Raw genomic sequence first — 16,417 nt, forward strand, 5'->3', positions numbered from 1 at the left:
CGAGCTCCAAAGTCTTGCACATTATGTCTTTTTATCACTTGGTTTAACGTAAGTCTAAGCTTGTCATATTTCTATAGCACGGTAAAATCGGCTTGGTAATCTAACACAAGATAGATAGTTTCATTTTGGGGGCAGGATGACTCAGATAGTATTAAATGGGGTCTATCGCGGAAAAATCGCGCAACGATTTGGAATGCGAACGGCAATGGACAAAACATCGACAGAAGAGACGATATTCCTTTCAAAAACCGGACTTGAAGGCGACGAATGTGCCGAGCAGCGTTTCCACGGTGGGCCAGAGCGAGCATTACATCAATATCCCGCTGAGCATTACTCCTATTGGTTAGAACGTTTTGAGATTGATGTAGATTGGAAGCCTTGTGGTATGGGTGAAAATATGAGTTCCGAAGGAATGTTGGAAACCAATGTTTGCATCGGTGATCAGTACCAGTGGGGTGATGCGATTATTGAAGTAAGCCAACCTCGCTCCCCTTGCTTTAAATTAAGTAAACGTTGGGGTATAGAAGATTTTGCGGTAACGATGCAAGAGATTAGTCGATGTGGTTGGTTGTATCGAGTGATTAAGGAAGGGCAGGTAAGCGTAAAGCAACCCGTTGAGCTTATTCACAGGCCGGACAATGCCATGACCATCAAGCAAGTGTGCGACATCTATTTTGGCGACCCACTTAATAAAGAAGGGCTCTCTTTACTGCTTAACCAACCACATCTGTCCGATAGCTGGCGCTCAAAAGTAGAAGAGCGATTAGAAACAGGAATCGTAGAGAATTGGAATTTCCGCTTATTGGGTCACGCATAATCAAAGCACTCTTCTAACCTACTTTAACGCAGCGTACTATGAGTGTTGTTCGTTCAGCATATAGTGCGCTGGCTATTCCAACTCAAATGGCGGGCAGGCCGTGCCTGATGATATTTGAGTTGCCAGTTCATGCCTGTAAATGCCCAAATGGAAGAGCGTTTAGCAAAGTGGCTTACTCGGCCACTTGCATCGATGACCGCAGACTTGTACAAGAGTAGATGAACGGAAGGTTCAAGGGCAATGCTTTGGAACTCTTGAGAGTGGATTTTGGCTAATGAAGGTCTTTCTTCCTTCATCATTTCAATAATGGTTTCCAGATTGTAACTGCGACCTGATTCGCCAACTTCTACAAAACTGGGGTGTAGAAGACGCTCAATTTCGCTAATGTTTTGGCGAACATCGTATTGGTGAAGCGCGGTTTCTTGTTCAATTAGGATATCCATAGCGTGCCTATACAAACAGTATTTAGTTGACCGTTAAACCTCTAATTGACTAATTTATATAGGTTTTTGTCTTTTAGCAACAATAAGTTAAGCGCGATTGTTAGAGGCCGTACTTAAAGCGAAGCTGCTGGTATCGGTTACTTTTCTTGAACTCTTTCATGGCTTGTGTAAAGGCTGCGTACGCGTGACGGTTTTCTCCAGCCTTAGAGAAACCGATGTAAACAGTGGTGGAATACAATACGGGTTCTAAGAACTCTATTTTGTCGATCAACTCTGAAGCTTCGGCTCCTCCTAAATCGGCAGGGCTGACAATTCCAATGTCGTAGCGTCCTTTGGCAACGAGTTCTACGACTTCTTCGGCATTCTTAACACCAGCTTTTTGTACAAAAAGCACTTTGTCAAAGTCATCACCAAAGGTATAACCGTCGATATGTACCAAAGAGAAAGACTCTATACTTTTGTAGTCGCCATCAAAGCTAATATCGGTGCGGTCTTTACATTTGATCAGGTAATGGTCTGTTCCAGAGAGTACATTGTTATCCGAGAATACGATGAACTCTTGTCTTTCCTCATTTTTAGCTAAATAAGAAACGGCGTCGGAACGACCCGTTTTAGCCATTTGCACCGCACGCAGCCAAGGGTAAGTTTTAAAAACGACATGGATATTGGCTTCTTCAGCCACGGCTCTTATTAAATCGATATGAAAACCCGTGAGTTTGCCGTCTTGAATCATTTCAAAGGGAGGCCAGTTACCATCACCACGAGTGACGACAATTTCTGTTTGAGCATAGGTATTGCAAGCAGCAAAACTACCTAATAGGAAAAGCAAAATACCTATTAACTGCTTTGCGGATGTATACGGTTGAGCGAAATAGCGCATCAAAAAACCTCTACCCAAAGTAAGGGTGAACTGCATAGTTATTCTAATGTTTCGTTTGCGTACGGATAACATCACATTAACCTTGTGTTTGCAAGCGAACGAAAGTTTATTAATTGATAGTACAAGGTTTGATAAATCACCAAGGTTTCATTTGCAACAAACTGTGATGTCTAGCATATGCGTTCGAGATATACATTCATGCTGCGAATGGATTAAGCCCGAACGAGTCAGCCTCTTTGATTGCACTAAGTACGAAGGTCTGACTCTTGTTTGGTTGCCTTTGAGTTAGCCCAATAAAAACGGTTGGTTGGGCTAAAAACGAGCTTTAATTTTCTCAACGAAAGCGTCTACTTTTGCTTTTGACACATTCTCACTTTTGTACAGTGACAGGTAGGTAAGCGAGCATTTTTTAGCACAGGCTCCTAATAAGGCGATTTTCAGCACTCGCTGGACTGGTTTCCAAAGTACTAAGTTGTCTACCCACCACGGTGCCCCTAAAGTCGTGACCACTTTCACCTCTTTTAAGTTATCGAGGCGCGGCTTAATGGCACCTAACTCCTTATCGTGGTCGTAGGCGTGACCCGGTGCCCATACTCTATCAAACCAACCTTTTAAAATTGCAGGAAAGCTAAACCACCAAGTAGGGTAAACCAATACTAGGGATTCAGCTTCCTTCAATAGTGTGATCTCTTTTTCAACAGAGCTAGAATCGAACTTAGCTCCGTAATAACTGCTTCGTTCCTCAGTGGTTAATACTGGGGAAAACTCATTCTCATACAGGTCTAATTTAGTTATTTCATAGCCCTTTTCGGCTAAGTGCGAAACAGTTTGGTCATACAAATAATGACATAAGCTTTCTTTGACTGGATGAGCTAAAACCACTAAACACTTCATGCGAACTCTCCTTGTTTATAATGTCTTGTTACCTATCGCAGTGCGTTGCTATAGGTAAGAAATTGCTCTACTGATGCTATAAGTTATTGTTATTTTATTCAAATATATCGAGTGTTTATTTCTCCTCTAGCTCAAGATTAAACAGTGTTTTCGGTATGACAAACAGTTTGGGCCATCTCAAGATCCCATTCACTACTCGCGTTGGTGTGTGTTTTTTTGGTTGGATTTCGAAATTGAAAACAGTGCTAGATTTTTAGCGCGGTAAAATTGGCAAGCTTGTTGTGAGCAGAGGAGTGATAAAAAGATATGGGAGGCGGAGTGTTTTACTCCACCTCTACTTTAATTAGTTTTGGGTCGGGGTGTGTTCTAGAACGAATCGGTATGCAACCGACAAGGCAACGGTGGTAAGCAACGACGAGAAAATACCAAAGATACTGACCACCCAAATTGGTGCGATAAAAGCTAAAGGCATAATAGCTAATCCCAATAACAGGGGAAACAGAAGAACGACTTTAATCATGTAGCTTTGAAAAGGTTCAGTGAGCTTCCACGAGTAGCCAAACGAGACGGCTTTCCCAGTGGCAATCGCGGGAAATACAAGAGACCACCTAGCGGAAATGTAAACACCGATAAACATGGCAGGAACAACCATCCAGGTTGCAATAAAAGCACTCATTATCATAACCACAAACAGTAGAACAATGAGTAAAACGTGGCCAAAGAACCAAAAGAACCCTTTGTCGAATTTTAAGCTGCTAAAGAAAGAGGTCGGTCGAAAATCACTGAGCACCGCTTTGTGAATGCTAAATGTAAGCAAACTGGTCAGCAACAAGGTTAACAGCTGTACCGATATATAGAGACCAAGGTTTTCTGCTTCGGTAAAGGATAAGTCTAGAATGATAACCAAAAGGCTAGGGAACAACATCGCCGTAAACAGTGGCTGTTTATAAGCTTGAATAAAGCGAAAAGTGGCGGAAATGGTTTCTCTTAACATGTACTTACTCGAAGGTGAAAACAAGAATAACGAAGTTTACTTTGGGGCCCTAGTATAGCTATCAATTTCTTAATTGATAACTCTGGGTTGTAAGTTTTTGTTTTGCTTTGCTAATCGAGCGCTAACTCCCATAGCGCAGAACTTTGCAGGTTACTCGGTATTTAGGCAAAAACGCGGGCTGAAATTTAGTTTGGTCGGGCAGGTTTGTAATTTTTTATTGAAAAGGGTAACTGCGCGACTCTTCGACTACTATTAGATAATTAAGTGTATGGATTCATTACACAAGGGCTAAGTAGGCTGAAGTTGTTAGTGATACAAAAAATGCCAGTGATGTGAGCACGTATCGGTTACAAGGGAGAGCGATGATTATAAGACTATTGGTGTTGTCGATAGCCATAGTGGTGCTGGCCTTAATGGTCAAGGCACCTTCTACGTCATCGAATGTCTATGGGGACATTGTTGCTTACAGGGGGGGCGGTCAGGTATCGCTAGGATTGACAGTATCTGATCAAGTTTGCAGTAGCGAAAATATAATCGAAAGCCACAATCCCTATATTGAACACACCTTTCCGGCCATCCACCATGCAATTAATCGAGGGATCGTCAGCCTTTACCTGAATATTCGCCGAACCAGTGACAATGATTTCGCGGTCTTTCACAACGAATCTGTCGACTGTTATACCGACGGTAACGGCAAGGTACAAGAACTGAGCCTGCTTGAACTGCAAGATTTGGATGCGGGTTATCGATATACCTATGACAACGGAGAAACCTACCCGTGGCGCAATCAAGGCTTGATGATCAAATCCCTGAGGGAAATTGTTGAGGTCTATCCGCACCAAGAGTATTGGTTGAGTCTTGACTCACCTGATTTTCACTCGATTGAAAGCCTAATGAATTATCTATCCACCCTGCCTTTTAAAAGCAGTAGACAGCTTGTTGTACTCAGTTCTGATACCGCTGTTGAAAGATTGCAAGCAATAGCTCCTGAGTTAACTTCCGTCAGTGAAGGGACAATACAAAAATGTTTGACTGATTACACTCTCTACGGATGGAGTCGCTTTTTTCCATCCAGCTGTAAAAACACGATTGTTATTTTACGACCGGAATCATTGGAATATCTCTGGGGATGGCCAGAATCCTTCGCTGCGAGAATGGCAGAGCACGGTAGTAGGGTATATCTAGAGACGAAAAACTTAGCGTTTGATCCACAGTACGATTTACGGGAGTCAGGTGTTGGTATCATTAGCGGCGATTTAGCGGCCTTTAAATGATCTTAGTGCATCACAATATGCTAATCATCAAGAAAGCAGTGAACCTTGTCATTTTAAGGACCAACGAAACGTTTATGTATCGGCATACACTAATCAGTACAGGTGAATACCGAACTGCCTGACAAACGCGGCAACGATTAAAAACGCACAAATCGACACAGCGGCGCATATTCCCAATGATACCCAGAATGAGAATCGTTGAATCAGCAGCGGGAAAATAAGGAACATGGGAAGGGTAGGCAACACATACCAAAAAGTATAATAAGAGTGATTGGCGAGTTTCGCTTCTCCTTGTCCTTCCACATACATCCAGACAAGAGCCAAGATGGTCACCGTAGGCAGAGCCGCAACCAGTGCGCCAATTTTGTCACTGCGCTTGGCAACTTCGGAGACCAAAACTACGATGCCCGCTGTCATAAGGTATTTTGTGGCTATCCATAACATTGGTAAACTCCTTGAAGACGAATCTTTATTATAAGATTAATTAGAGCGACTTATTTCATATTAATCAAGCGCTGACGTTCGGATTTAGGCAGTTTTTCCAAGGCGTAGCGAAAGGCAACACGGGGCATCCTACGGTGGTTTTGTTCCAAATATTCAATTACTTGATGGGGTTCTTTTTGGGATAACACTTTTAACATCCAACCATAACCTTTTTGAACGAGGTCGTGAGGATCTTCGATGAGTGCATCAGCGACGGTTAATAAAGGTAACGTTTTATAGCGATCGCTTCTTATGGCGAGAATAAACACCACGGCTGCCGCTCTGCGAACGGCAAAGTGTTCATGTGTCGTCCAAGCCATTACTGATTCAAAATGTTGCGGATATTGGCACAACAGTTCTCCAAACGCATGGGTGCAAAAATCGTCACAATCATACCAATCTTGAATATAGGCGAATAACCACTGCTCAAAGTGATAATAGAGTTCTTGATCATACTGTTTTTTTAATCGGAACGCCCAATCAAAAGCAACCAGTGAGTGGGTGCTAGACTGCGCTTCTAATAAACGGTCGCACATTGGCAATACCGCGTCGATAGATTTATTGCACAACTGCCGATAGTACTTGGCGGACTCTTTGCGTATTGCTCCTGTTGTCGGTAACTCAGTTGTGAAAAGATCTTGGATCATCGCATCAATAGTAAAAGTGGAATGTTGTCTCACGATCGCTGGCCTCGTTACGCAAAGATAGTGTTGCGCACATTCTAATTTGTTCTGTTTCTTTCTACCTCTGCCTTTGTCCTATCTAGGCTAGCAATTGAGAGAGTGGTCTCATCCCAGCGACTAACTCGGTATATTTTTCTATTAACGCCTTACGAAAGGATTTACATTGGTAACCTGGTGTTTACAAATATTTAACTGGGAGTTTTGCTGTTGGTTGAGTTGAGCATTTTATTTGTGGCTGGTGTATTGGGCGGTGTGATAAATACCGTTGCCGGTGGAGGCAGCTTTATTACCTTTCCGACATTGATGTTTGTCGGCGTGCCACCTATTGTCGCCAATGCAACCAATACATTTAGCGTATGTGCAGGATATTTAAGCGGTGCTTACGGTTTTAGGCATGATTTAGCAGAATGCAAGGCCCCGATTGTTTCTACCGTACTTTGGAGTTTATTGGGCGGCGCAATAGGTGCATATCTATTGTTGAACACACCAGAGCACCTCTTTATTGAGTCAATACCTTGGTTGCTTATGTTTGCTACCGCGTTGTTTATGTTCGGTGATAAATTGGCGTCTAGACTAACCACACTCCGCGAGTCGAGCCCTAAGGCCACTGCACTTACCAGCGCTTTCTTTGTTCTACTGCTCGTTTCTGTTTCTGCTTACGGCGGTTTTTTTAACGCTGGGCTCGGCATCATTGTTCTGAGTTATTTAGTCGTGTCGGGGTACAGTGATATTAATCAGATGAATGGCCTTAAACTGCTGGTCTCTTCAAGTGTCTCTTTGATCGCTATTACCATATTCGCATTAGATGGGGCGATTGACTGGTGGAGGGGGGCTGTGGTGATGTTGGGTACTTTGGTTGGTGGATATGTCGCCGCTAGAGTCTCTCGTTCGATGCCTCAGCATTTTATACGTCACTTTGTTTCACTTTCCAGTGTCGCAATGACAGGCTACTTTTTTTGGGATGTATACGCCTAGGATTTGTTTGTTAAATGGTGAGCTTAGCATCTATTCGGAAGACTTTTTTGGGCCGTGATCAATGCCACTAATTCAGCTCTTTTGAGAACGTTTTAGCACACCTTTTTTACCAAAATGGAATAATGCGTATGAAGCTTCATAAACCTTGTTAGCGGTGAAATCGTCGGGGAGGCGCTATGAATAAGAAACTAGGACATGTGATGTCATCCAGTCGCTTGTGTGCATTTATTTCGTTCTTGAGTGGGGTATTGGCGTGGGTTTTAAACATGCCCCTGCTATGGAGCATAGCAGGAATTGCGTTAGTGATTAGCGCGGTTATTTACCTTGGTGAAAGAACAAACAAAGAAAAATTTTCGTAGCGTAATTCTCTTTCAAGTGTTCAGAGTTGAGCCCCTGTTATACAGGGGCTCTTTGGTATTAAAAGAAACCTAATGGACTTACGTCATAACTCACCAGCAAGTTCTTAGTATTTTGGTAGTGGTCAAGCATCATTTTGTGTGTCTCACGACCGATTCCCGATTTCTTGTAACCACCAAATGCTGCGTGGGCAGGATAGGCATGGTAACAGTTAACCCAAATACGCCCTGCTTCAATCTTGCGTCCCATGCGATAGGCAAGATTGGCGTCTCTCGTCCACACACCTGCACCGAGTCCGTATTCGGTGTCATTGGCTATGTCGAGTGCGTCCTGCTCATCTTTAAAAGTAGTAATTGCGATTACGGGACCAAAGATCTCTTCTTGGAACACGCGCATCTTGTTGTTGCCTTTGAGCATAGTTGGTTGAATATAGTACCCGTCGTCAAGCCCATCAGTTTGCTTGGCAATATCGCCACCAATTAAGACCTGCGCCCCTTCCTGTCGTCCGATTTCTAGATAGCTAAGGATCTTGTCAAATTGCTGTTGCGAAGCCTGTGCTCCGACTTGAGTATCGGTATCGAGCGGGTTGCCCTGTTGAATGGTTTTGGCACGCTCAATCACTTTATTAATAAATTTGTCGTATATGGATTCATGGATTAGAACACGCGATGGGCAAGTACAGACTTCGCCTTGGTTAAAGAAGGCTAGCAGCATACCCTCTACGCATTTATTGAGATAGTCATCTTCGTAATCGAATATATCTGGAAAATAGATGTTAGGTGATTTTCCGCCTAGCTCAACAGTGGATGGAATCAAGTTGTCTGCTGCGCATTTCAGGATGTGGTTACCCACTTGGGTTGAACCGGTAAAAGCCAGTTTGGCAATTCGTTTGCTGGTGGCGAGTGCTTCGCCCGCTTCAGCGCCGTAGCCATTGACAATATTGATCACGCCAGCGGGAAGTAAATCTCCAATTTTCTCCATCAGTATCAGAATGGATGTTGGGGTTTGTTCGGCTGGCTTCAGCACGACACAGCAACCAGCAGCAAGCGCAGGGGCAAGTTTCCAAGCCGCCATTAACATGGGAAAGTTCCATGGGATGATCTGACCAACCACACCGATGGGTTCAGGGAAGTGGTAACTTGCGGTATTGGCGTCAAGCTCCGCAGCACTACCTTCTTGTGCGCGAATACAACCAGCGAAATAACGAAAGTGGTCGACCACTAGGGGTAAATCAGCGGCAAGAGTCTCGCGCACCGGCTTGCCGTTTTCCCACGTTTCTGCCACTGCAAGCTCTTCGATGTGCTGTTCAATTCTATCGGCAATTTTAAGTAGAATATTGGACCTTTGGCTAGCACTGGTCGCTGCCCATTCAGCCCTTACGGCGTGAGCTGCATCTAAGGCGAGGTCGATATCCGCTTGTTGAGAACGGGCAACCTGACAGTATTCTTTGCCGTTTACCGGAGAACTGTTGGCGAAGTACTCACCGTTGACAGGTTTGACCCATTCTCCACCAATGTAGTTATCGTAGTGAGTTTTAAATGATACAACAGATTCTTCACTGCCTGGCTGCGCGTAGATCATACTGGTTTCCTTTTTGTTTCTCGTTCATATCCTTCGGCTTGCGTTAGGCCAAAGTCTTATTGTTTGAACAGTCGATGACTGTTTTGATTATTCGAAGGGATAAACGCAAATCACAAGCCAAGTTGACAATACTTGTTGTTAAATTCTTGCAACACTATGATTACCAGCTGGTAACAAATAGATTTACTAGAAAAAACACCCGCACTATGTCGTGTTACAGGTGTTCAAGTGTTCCAAAATGGCACACCCCAACTGTTAACAGGTGGAACAGATATGGACTTACGGACTCAATCACACTCGGATTGGCTTGCGACTTCTTGGCTAAGAAGTTCGGATGCTGGTCTGCGCGAACGTTCATTACCCGATCATCACCCAATTGCGCCTAGTGCGCTCAAACAGCGTCAGACAGACAAAAAATTGGTTATAGAAGCGGTAGAGCTATGTGCTCTCCCCCTGTTTAACCAGATGTTTGCTCATACCGACAGTCGACTGATACTGTCAGATGGTGAAGGAGTGATTGTCGCAAGCTGGGGACAAGAACGGTTTGGCGAAAAACTCACCTCCATCGCGTTGAGTGCGGGAGCGTGTTGGCAGGAGAAGCTAAAAGGCACCAATGCCATCGGTACGGCTATTATTGAGAAAAAACCAGTAACCGTGGTGGGTGAACAACATTATATACGTCAGCATAGGTTTATCAGTTGCTCTGCGTCACCTCTATTTGATCATCATGGACATTTAGTGGGTGTTTTGGATATTACCAGTGAGCAAAGCCAGCACGATGTTTCTACACAGGTTTTGGTGCAAAACATGGTTCAACTGGTTGAAAATTATCTACTTAGTTCGGTTCCCCAAGGAGTGCTACGCATAGACCTTTCACTGGATAAGGAGACCATAGCGTCGGGTTGGCAAGGCATTGTTATCGCCGATGCCAATGGTCAAATCTTGGCACATAACCGCGTCGCCTCTCATCTGTTGCGTTCGAGCAAACTACTGGGTTATCAGTTGGAAAGTGTATTGGATTATGATCACCAACTGCATATTGCCAAGCATCATTTAGAAAGCAAGCCCAAGCGCAGTCGAGTGGTTAGCGCTTCTTGCGAATTGCATCATGGCGACCATCGTATAGAGGCGGCGTGGCAACAAGCGAATAAGGTAATTGGCAAAGAGGTACCGTTACTTATCCTTGGTGAGACCGGTGTAGGGAAAAGCCAGTTTGTTAAAGCTCTTCACAAAAACAATTTGTGTGGTCATGCACCATTGGTGACGGTGAACTGTGGGGCTTTGCCAAAAGATCTTATCGAGTCGGAACTGTTTGGTTATGTGGGGGGCGCGTTTACTGGGGCGAATCCCAAAGGATATGAAGGACGGATAAGACAAGCCAACAAAGGGATGCTTTTTTTAGATGAGATAGGTGAGATGCCGTCTTCTGCGCAGTGCCGTTTGTTACATGTACTGCAAGATAAAGAAGTTGTTCCAGTCGGGAGTAGCTCGCCAATTAAAGTCGACATTCAGATAGTGGCAGCCACGCACCAAGACCTTGCTCTTTTGGTTGAAAAAGGGGATTTTCGACAAGATCTTTTTTATCGACTCAACGGTTTGGCACTAGAGATGCCACCATTGCGAGACCGTCATGACAAAACAGACTTGATTCACGCAATCCATCGTCAGTACACAAAAAGCCAATGCCTTTCAGATGAACTCTTGCAGTTGTTTGATAGCTATCACTGGCCGGGAAATATTAGGGAGCTAGACAACCTGATTAAAGTGGCGAGTTTAATTGCTGGAGATGAAGAAGAGCTTAATATTGGGCATGTCCCTTCAGGTCTCAACAAGGCTTTACTCGATGTAAAAAATGGGGTTAGCAAAGGGTGTCAGCTAAAAGAGACGGTTGATGAAACTTTGCTTTCCACCTTTAACGCAAATGCTCAAAATGTAAGTAAAACTGCAAGGGTTCTGGGTATAAGCCGCAATACCATCTATCGAAAACTCAGAGCGTTAGGCGTTTTAAGATAACAAAAAGGGCCTTCCGGCCCTTTTTAGTTATTTGGCTCGGCTAGGCGATACCACCTTGCTGCTGAGCCTGTTTAACCAATTTCTGACGTTGAGTTTCTCTTTGATTTATCGATTTAGACTTTGGGTTTGGTTGATTGCTAATCGCTTTGGGCACCAAGACAAAGTACTTGTTGATAGTCATATGTAGAACCTCAGTATTATTCCTAAGTAACATTTCGTTCTTTAAAACAGTTTTAGAACGTGCACAAAGGTAGGAGATGTTAAAAGAGCTAACATCCTCCTATACACAAAAATTATAGTATGACTTGGGGGGTGGGGCCGTTAATTATACTCATCCTTTTTCACTGCATTTTTACCGAAAACTATTGATTGGCTTAATAAGATGCCAATTTACTATCAATTGTTGACCGATTAGGTCGCCTTTTAATTCACCTGCCTTGTTAACCTATTTCTAAACCAATAGGGAGGTCAATATGGTCAATATTATCAAACAGTTAGTTAGCAATACTCGCGCTCAATGGGCAGCGTTTATCATTAGAGAATTTTCGTTGGACAGACGACATGTATGGCGTGCACTTGGCTATTCGAGCGAGCATGAAATGAGAAGGGATTTATATCTATACGATGAGTCTATCTAGTAGGGATAGAAAGAAAACACCCCGGAAAACCGGGGTGTTAAAGGGCTGCAATTTGACTAAGGGGAACTCGGTGAATGAGTTGTACAGCCCCTTTTAATTTTTATACGTCGTAAGTGGTTGAAGCGGTATCGCCGCCAGTTCCAGTCCAGTTAGTGTGGAAAAATTCACCACGAGGACGGTCTGTACGCTCGTACGTGTGAGCACCAAAGTAATCACGTTGAGCTTGTAGTAGGTTTGCTGGCAAACGAGCAGTGGTATAACCGTCTAGGAAGGTAAGCGCCGATGTTGTACAAGGCATTGGAATACCGACTTCTAATGACTTAGCTGCAACTTTGCGCCAAGCCGCAAGACAGTTATCCAAAATACCTTTGAAGTAAGCATCAGAACCTAAGAACGCCAGTTCAGAGTCGGCTTCGAATGCATCGCGAATGTTGCCTAAGAAAGCACTGCGGATAATACAACCACCACGCCACATTAGAGCTACGTTTCCGTAGTTTAGATCCCAGCCATTTTCGTTTGACGCTTCGCGCATCAACATAAAGCCTTGAGCGTAAGAGATGATCTTAGAAGCCAATAGCGCTTGACGAAGTGCATCAACCCACTCCTGCTTATCACCTTCAACTGGAGCAATGGTTTTACCAAACAGCTTCTCTGCTTCCACACGCTGATCTTTTAGTGCAGATAGGCAGCGAGAGAACACTGATTCAGAGATAAGCGTCAAAGGAATACCTAGGTCAAGCGCGTTGATACCCGTCCACTTACCCGTACCTTTTTGACCCGCAGTATCGAGGATTTTTTCTACTAGAGGCTCGCCGTCTTCATCTTTGTAACCAAGAATGTCAGCGGTGATCTCTACAAGGTAGCTGTCCAGCTCGGTTTTGTTCCAATCCGCGAAAACTTTTTGCATATCGTCAGCAGAAAGGCCAAGGCCGTCTTTCATAAATTGGTATGCTTCAGTGATAAGCTGCATATCACCGTATTCGATACCGTTGTGAACCATCTTAACAAAGTGGCCAGCACCGTCGTTACCAACCCAATCACAACATGGTTCACCGGCGTCAGTTTTCGCAGAGATCCCTTGGAAGATAGGCTTGACTGCTTCCCAAGCTTCAGTTGCGCCACCTGGCATGATAGAAGGGCCAAAACGCGCGCCTTCTTCACCACCAGACACACCAGTGCCGATAAAGTGAATGCCTTTTTCGCGAAGTGTCGCTACTCGGCGGTTGGTATCTGGGTAGTTTGTGTTACCACCGTCGATGATAATGTCGCCTTTGTCTAACAGTGGTACAAGGTTGTCGATAAAGGTATCGACCACTGCACCAGCGCGTACCATTAGCATGACTTTGCGCGGAGTTTCTAGTTTTTCTACCAGTTCTTCTAGAGAGTATGCACCTTCGATGTTAGTGCCCTTTGCTGGACCCTCAAGAAACTCGTCAACTTTTGCCGCAGTACGGTTGTGCGCGATAACTTTAAAGCCGTTATCATTCATGTTTAGGATAAGGTTTTGGCCCATAACCGCTAGGCCAATTACACCGATATCACCTTTCATTCTTTTATTCTCCAATATTTTGTCGAGCAGCAAACTCAGTTAACGATTTTTGCTGCCGCATCTGAATCTAAATACCACTGAGTTTCGCCATTGCGAGACTGAATTTTGGCTGCAGGGTAGGGTAGTTCCTTTGCAGCAGTGGTGTTAATTTCGTGTACGATTTCTGTTTTGCCCGCCCCTAACACTAGGTAGCTAATTCGTTTTGCCGCCTCTAAAACTTTTGCTGTTTTAGATACGCGAATTTGTCCAGATTCTGGATGGCTTGCGAGTACGGCTAAGTTCTCATCATCATAGTCGGTTTGATTCGGGAACAGAGAAGCCGTGTGTCCGTCAGCACCTACACCGAGTAAGATCCAATCGAATACTGGTGTATTGTTTTGTGACGGGATGACATCTGCCATCTCGTTGGCAAATCGAATCACTTCGTTTTCTGGGTTCTCTTCGCCGCGAATGCGATGGATATTTTCCGCTGGAATACGGATCTGGCTAAACAGAAGTGCATTAGCTTCGCCATAGTTGCTTTCAGCATCGTCTGGTGCCACGCAGCGTTCATCACCCCACCAAAAGTGCAAGTTTTGCCATTGAACAGAAGTTGCGTAGGCTTCTGTTGCCAAAAGCTTAAACAGCATCTTGGGAGTGCTACCACCGGACAGTGAAATGTGCACTGGACGATTGAGTTCACTAAGCGCTTTGAAATCATCCGCTAGGCTGATCACTACCTCATTGGCAGTTTGAAAAATTCTATTCTCAATCATAGTTCGCAGTAGTCCGTATCAGTAAGGTTTTTACATGGGAAACGCCACGCGCGTTCGTCGCGTTGTAAAAGGTCGTCAGACTCTTTCGGACCCCATGTACCACAAGCATAACCAAAGAGTGCTTGAGGATCCTGTTTGAAATCGAGTATAGGTTGTACATATTGCCAACATGCTTCAACGGCATCGCTACGAGCAAATAGCGTTGCATCGCCATTGAGAGCATCAAGCAGAAGTCGCTCGTACGCGGTTAGCATTTGGGTTTCTTCTAGAGAAGCGTAGTGGAAGTTCATCTTTACTTCCTTGGCGTTAAAGCCGGCCCCTGGTTCTTTCAAACCAAAGCTCATCTGAATGCCTTCATCTGGTTGGATACGGATGATGAGTTTGTTCTCTGGGGCATTTTGACCAAAGACAGGGTGCGGAGTACGTTTGAAGTGGATTACCACTTCGGTTACGCGGGTTGGAAGACGTTTGCCTGTACGAACGTAAAACGGCACACCATTCCAACGCCAGTTATTGATGTATGCTTTCAAGCCTACATAAGTCTCAGTGCGGGAATCGTCTGCCACACCAGGCTCTTCTCGGTAGCCTTTTAAGAACTCTCCGCGAACATCTGAACCCGTATATTGTCCTAGTACTAAATTGTTGCGAAGGTCATCTTCATCTAGTGGTTTTAGACACTGTAGTACCTTTACCACTTCATCACGCATAGAATCTGCATTGATTTGTGCTGGCGGTTCCATACCAACCATTGCCAGTACTTGTAGCAAGTGGTTTTGGAACATATCTCGAACCGCACCGGAACCATCGTAATAGCCACCGCGCTCTTCAACGCCCAAGAACTCGGCACCAGTGATCTCTACGTAATCGATAAAGTTTCGGTTCCAAAGGGGCTCGAACATAGCATTTGAAAAGCGGAAAACCAGCAGGTTTTGCACTGTTTCTTTTCCGAGGTAATGGTCGATGCGATAAATTTGGTGCTCTTGGAAGTGATCGTGGATCTCTTCATCTAACTTTTGAGCTGACGCCAAGTCATAGCCAAATGGCTTTTCGATAATCAGGCGCTTCCAACCATCTTTTTCGTCATTTAAGCCGTGAGCCGAAAGACTCGCTGGGATCACGCTGTAAAGGCTCGGCGGCGTTGCCAAGTAAAATAGGGTATTGCGTTGCTCAAACTTATACTGGTCGGCTAATTGGTCAAGTCTGGTGGCTAGTTTACTGTAATCTTGGGTATCAGACGTGTTGATAGCTTGATAGTGAAGGTGATCGATAAACGCGTTCAGAATTTCTGGCTCTGTTTTCTCCATTTCCTGAAGCGATTTTTTTAGTTTTTCTCGGTAAGATGCGTCGCTGTACTCCGTACGCTGACGCCTAGAATCGCAAAGTTCGCGGGTAGCTGATTACTTGCAAAAAGGTGATATAAAGCTGGGATTAGCTTTCTATAAGTTAAATCACCGGAAGCACCAAAAATTACGATGCTACTGTTTTCTGGTATTACCATCATCTTTCCTTCAAAACGAGGTATTTGTAATGTGCCTGGACATGATTTAAGAAGCGAAACCAACCTTATCAACGACACCAAAAGATGGAAAATCGATATTCCCTATTACTTTAATAGGTCATACCATTTGGCCACTCTTTATGTCATTGCTGAGTATAGCTAAAGGCCGGACAACCATGTTTTCCAATTCAATTCCCTTATCTCACTGGCACTTATAAATAAATGTTGAGCATTGTGCTCAGCAAAAAGTGGAAATACCTTTCAAAATCGGCACGGTATTGTCTACGACTATTTGACTTACATCAACTCTCTCCAATGCAATCGATTAAATTGTGACACGAAAAACTTGTAACTAACTGTTTTACAAAACAATAAATTTTAGTGTTATCAACCTAATTTCTCTTCACATTGCAGAGGGCGACGTCGCAGATAAATCTACTCGGTAAAACGGCCCTTTCGCTTATTTAAATCAAGCAAGCTAGGACAATATATTAACCAGTAACAATTATCATTAACATTTGTGAATAACCTATTGCGGATGGGTATATAGATTGTGGTGCTTGCGTTAAATTCCGTTGGCGTT

General features: G+C 44.1%; 15 protein-coding genes and 2 pseudogenes. 6 read left to right on the plus strand and 11 right to left on the minus strand.

The genetic code is table 11. From position 1 onward, the window contains the following. Positions 1 to 136 precede the first annotated feature (136 nt). Positions 137 to 817, plus strand: coding sequence for an MOSC domain-containing protein (locus tag BLO31_RS10645; protein WP_070965810.1), 681 nt, complete (start codon positions 137 to 139; stop codon positions 815 to 817). A gap of 72 nt (positions 818 to 889) precedes the next feature. Here BLO31_RS10645 and BLO31_RS10650 read toward each other — a convergent pair. From BLO31_RS10650 to BLO31_RS10665, 4 genes and pseudogenes are all read right to left on the minus strand, one after another. Continuing rightward, positions 890 to 1,260: pseudogene (locus tag BLO31_RS10650) on the minus strand (nuclear transport factor 2 family protein). A 100-nt stretch (positions 1,261 to 1,360) separates the two neighbouring features. Continuing rightward, positions 1,361 to 2,176, minus strand: coding sequence for a substrate-binding periplasmic protein (locus BLO31_RS10655; protein ID WP_070965813.1), 816 nt, complete (start codon positions 2,174 to 2,176; stop codon positions 1,361 to 1,363). Positions 2,177 to 2,452: 276 nt separating this feature from the next. Further along, positions 2,453 to 3,034, minus strand: coding sequence for an NAD(P)H-dependent oxidoreductase (locus BLO31_RS10660; RefSeq protein WP_070965818.1), 582 nt, complete (start codon positions 3,032 to 3,034; stop codon positions 2,453 to 2,455). A 343-nt stretch (positions 3,035 to 3,377) separates the two neighbouring features. Continuing rightward, positions 3,378 to 4,028, minus strand: coding sequence for a hypothetical protein (locus tag BLO31_RS10665; protein WP_070965822.1), 651 nt, complete (start codon positions 4,026 to 4,028; stop codon positions 3,378 to 3,380). 362 nt (positions 4,029 to 4,390) lie between these two features. On the opposite strand from BLO31_RS10665, the gene BLO31_RS10670 reads away from it, so the two are divergent. Continuing rightward, positions 4,391 to 5,302, plus strand: a complete 912-nt coding sequence (locus tag BLO31_RS10670; RefSeq protein ID WP_070965824.1) for a glycerophosphodiester phosphodiesterase family protein — start codon at positions 4,391 to 4,393, stop codon at positions 5,300 to 5,302. A gap of 93 nt (positions 5,303 to 5,395) precedes the next feature. On the opposite strand, the gene BLO31_RS10675 is transcribed toward BLO31_RS10670, so the two are convergent. Together BLO31_RS10675 and BLO31_RS10680 are read right to left on the minus strand one after the other, a co-directional pair. Further along, entirely contained in the window at positions 5,396 to 5,746 is a 351-nt protein-coding gene (locus tag BLO31_RS10675) for a DUF3147 family protein (protein WP_070965826.1), read from the minus strand. A 50-nt stretch (positions 5,747 to 5,796) separates the two neighbouring features. Further along, complete coding sequence (locus BLO31_RS10680; RefSeq protein ID WP_084659770.1) at positions 5,797 to 6,465, minus strand: DNA alkylation repair protein; 669 nt, start codon at positions 6,463 to 6,465, stop codon at positions 5,797 to 5,799. Between the two features lie 207 nt (positions 6,466 to 6,672). Between BLO31_RS10680 and BLO31_RS10685 the strand changes: the two genes are divergently transcribed. Further along, entirely contained in the window at positions 6,673 to 7,443 is a 771-nt protein-coding gene (locus BLO31_RS10685) for a sulfite exporter TauE/SafE family protein (protein WP_070966633.1), read from the plus strand. Between the two features lie 176 nt (positions 7,444 to 7,619). Continuing rightward, positions 7,620 to 7,802, plus strand: coding sequence for a hypothetical protein (locus BLO31_RS10690; protein WP_070965830.1), 183 nt, complete (start codon positions 7,620 to 7,622; stop codon positions 7,800 to 7,802). A gap of 58 nt (positions 7,803 to 7,860) precedes the next feature. Here the strand turns inward: BLO31_RS10690 and exaC are convergent, their stop codons facing one another. Continuing rightward, the gene (exaC, locus tag BLO31_RS10695) at positions 7,861 to 9,381 is read right to left on the minus strand and encodes an acetaldehyde dehydrogenase ExaC (RefSeq protein ID WP_070965834.1); all 1,521 of its coding nucleotides are present in this window, start codon (positions 9,379 to 9,381) and stop codon (positions 7,861 to 7,863) included. A 273-nt stretch (positions 9,382 to 9,654) separates the two neighbouring features. Between exaC and BLO31_RS10700 the strand changes: the two genes are divergently transcribed. Beyond that, positions 9,655 to 11,394, plus strand: coding sequence for a sigma-54-dependent Fis family transcriptional regulator (locus BLO31_RS10700; protein ID WP_070965838.1), 1,740 nt, complete (start codon positions 9,655 to 9,657; stop codon positions 11,392 to 11,394). A 40-nt stretch (positions 11,395 to 11,434) separates the two neighbouring features. Here BLO31_RS10700 and BLO31_RS23830 read toward each other — a convergent pair whose 3' ends face one another. Then, entirely contained in the window at positions 11,435 to 11,575 is a 141-nt protein-coding gene (locus tag BLO31_RS23830) for a hypothetical protein (RefSeq protein WP_175443208.1), read from the minus strand. A 292-nt stretch (positions 11,576 to 11,867) separates the two neighbouring features. Here BLO31_RS23830 and BLO31_RS23835 point away from each other — a divergent pair, with 292 nt between their 5' ends. Further along, complete coding sequence (locus tag BLO31_RS23835) at positions 11,868 to 12,032, plus strand: hypothetical protein (protein ID WP_175443209.1); 165 nt, start codon at positions 11,868 to 11,870, stop codon at positions 12,030 to 12,032. A gap of 100 nt (positions 12,033 to 12,132) precedes the next feature. On the opposite strand, the gene gnd is transcribed toward BLO31_RS23835, so the two are convergent. From gnd to zwf, 3 genes and pseudogenes are all read right to left on the minus strand, one after another. Next, positions 12,133 to 13,581: a decarboxylating NADP(+)-dependent phosphogluconate dehydrogenase gene (gnd, locus tag BLO31_RS10705; protein WP_070965841.1), complete on the minus strand. Its 1,449-nt coding sequence runs from the start codon at positions 13,579 to 13,581 to the stop codon at positions 12,133 to 12,135. A gap of 35 nt (positions 13,582 to 13,616) precedes the next feature. Then, positions 13,617 to 14,336 carry a 6-phosphogluconolactonase gene (gene pgl / locus BLO31_RS10710; protein WP_070965845.1) on the minus strand — a complete coding sequence of 240 codons (720 nt, stop codon included), beginning with the start codon at positions 14,334 to 14,336 and terminating at the stop codon, positions 13,617 to 13,619. Next, positions 14,333 to 15,837, minus strand: a pseudogene (gene zwf, locus BLO31_RS10715) (glucose-6-phosphate dehydrogenase). Before zwf ends, pgl begins: the two are co-directional and overlap by 4 nt. Positions 15,838 to 16,417: the final 580 nt, after the last annotated feature.

The sequence above is a fragment of the Vibrio sonorensis genome (assembly GCF_001854765.1).
Taxonomy (GTDB): domain Bacteria; phylum Pseudomonadota; class Gammaproteobacteria; order Enterobacterales; family Vibrionaceae; genus Vibrio; species Vibrio sonorensis.

Coding starts and splice junctions, on each gene's coding strand:
- pgl (WP_070965845.1), bottom strand. CDS start 14,336: ATGATTGAGAATAGAATTTTTCAAACTGCCAATGAGGTAGTGATCAGC.
- BLO31_RS10660 (WP_070965818.1), bottom strand. CDS start 3,034: ATGAAGTGTTTAGTGGTTTTAGCTCATCCAGTCAAAGAAAGCTTATGT.
- BLO31_RS10665 (WP_070965822.1), bottom strand. CDS start 4,028: ATGTTAAGAGAAACCATTTCCGCCACTTTTCGCTTTATTCAAGCTTAT.
- exaC (WP_070965834.1), bottom strand. CDS start 9,381: ATGATCTACGCGCAGCCAGGCAGTGAAGAATCTGTTGTATCATTTAAA.
- BLO31_RS10675 (WP_070965826.1), bottom strand. CDS start 5,746: ATGTTATGGATAGCCACAAAATACCTTATGACAGCGGGCATCGTAGTT.
- BLO31_RS10670 (WP_070965824.1), top strand. CDS start 4,391: ATGATTATAAGACTATTGGTGTTGTCGATAGCCATAGTGGTGCTGGCC.
- BLO31_RS10690 (WP_070965830.1), top strand. CDS start 7,620: ATGAATAAGAAACTAGGACATGTGATGTCATCCAGTCGCTTGTGTGCA.
- BLO31_RS10700 (WP_070965838.1), top strand. CDS start 9,655: ATGGACTTACGGACTCAATCACACTCGGATTGGCTTGCGACTTCTTGG.
- gnd (WP_070965841.1), bottom strand. CDS start 13,581: ATGAAAGGTGATATCGGTGTAATTGGCCTAGCGGTTATGGGCCAAAAC.
- BLO31_RS10645 (WP_070965810.1), top strand. CDS start 137: ATGACTCAGATAGTATTAAATGGGGTCTATCGCGGAAAAATCGCGCAA.
- BLO31_RS23835 (WP_175443209.1), top strand. CDS start 11,868: ATGGTCAATATTATCAAACAGTTAGTTAGCAATACTCGCGCTCAATGG.
- BLO31_RS10655 (WP_070965813.1), bottom strand. CDS start 2,176: ATGCAGTTCACCCTTACTTTGGGTAGAGGTTTTTTGATGCGCTATTTC.
- BLO31_RS23830 (WP_175443208.1), bottom strand. CDS start 11,575: ATGACTATCAACAAGTACTTTGTCTTGGTGCCCAAAGCGATTAGCAAT.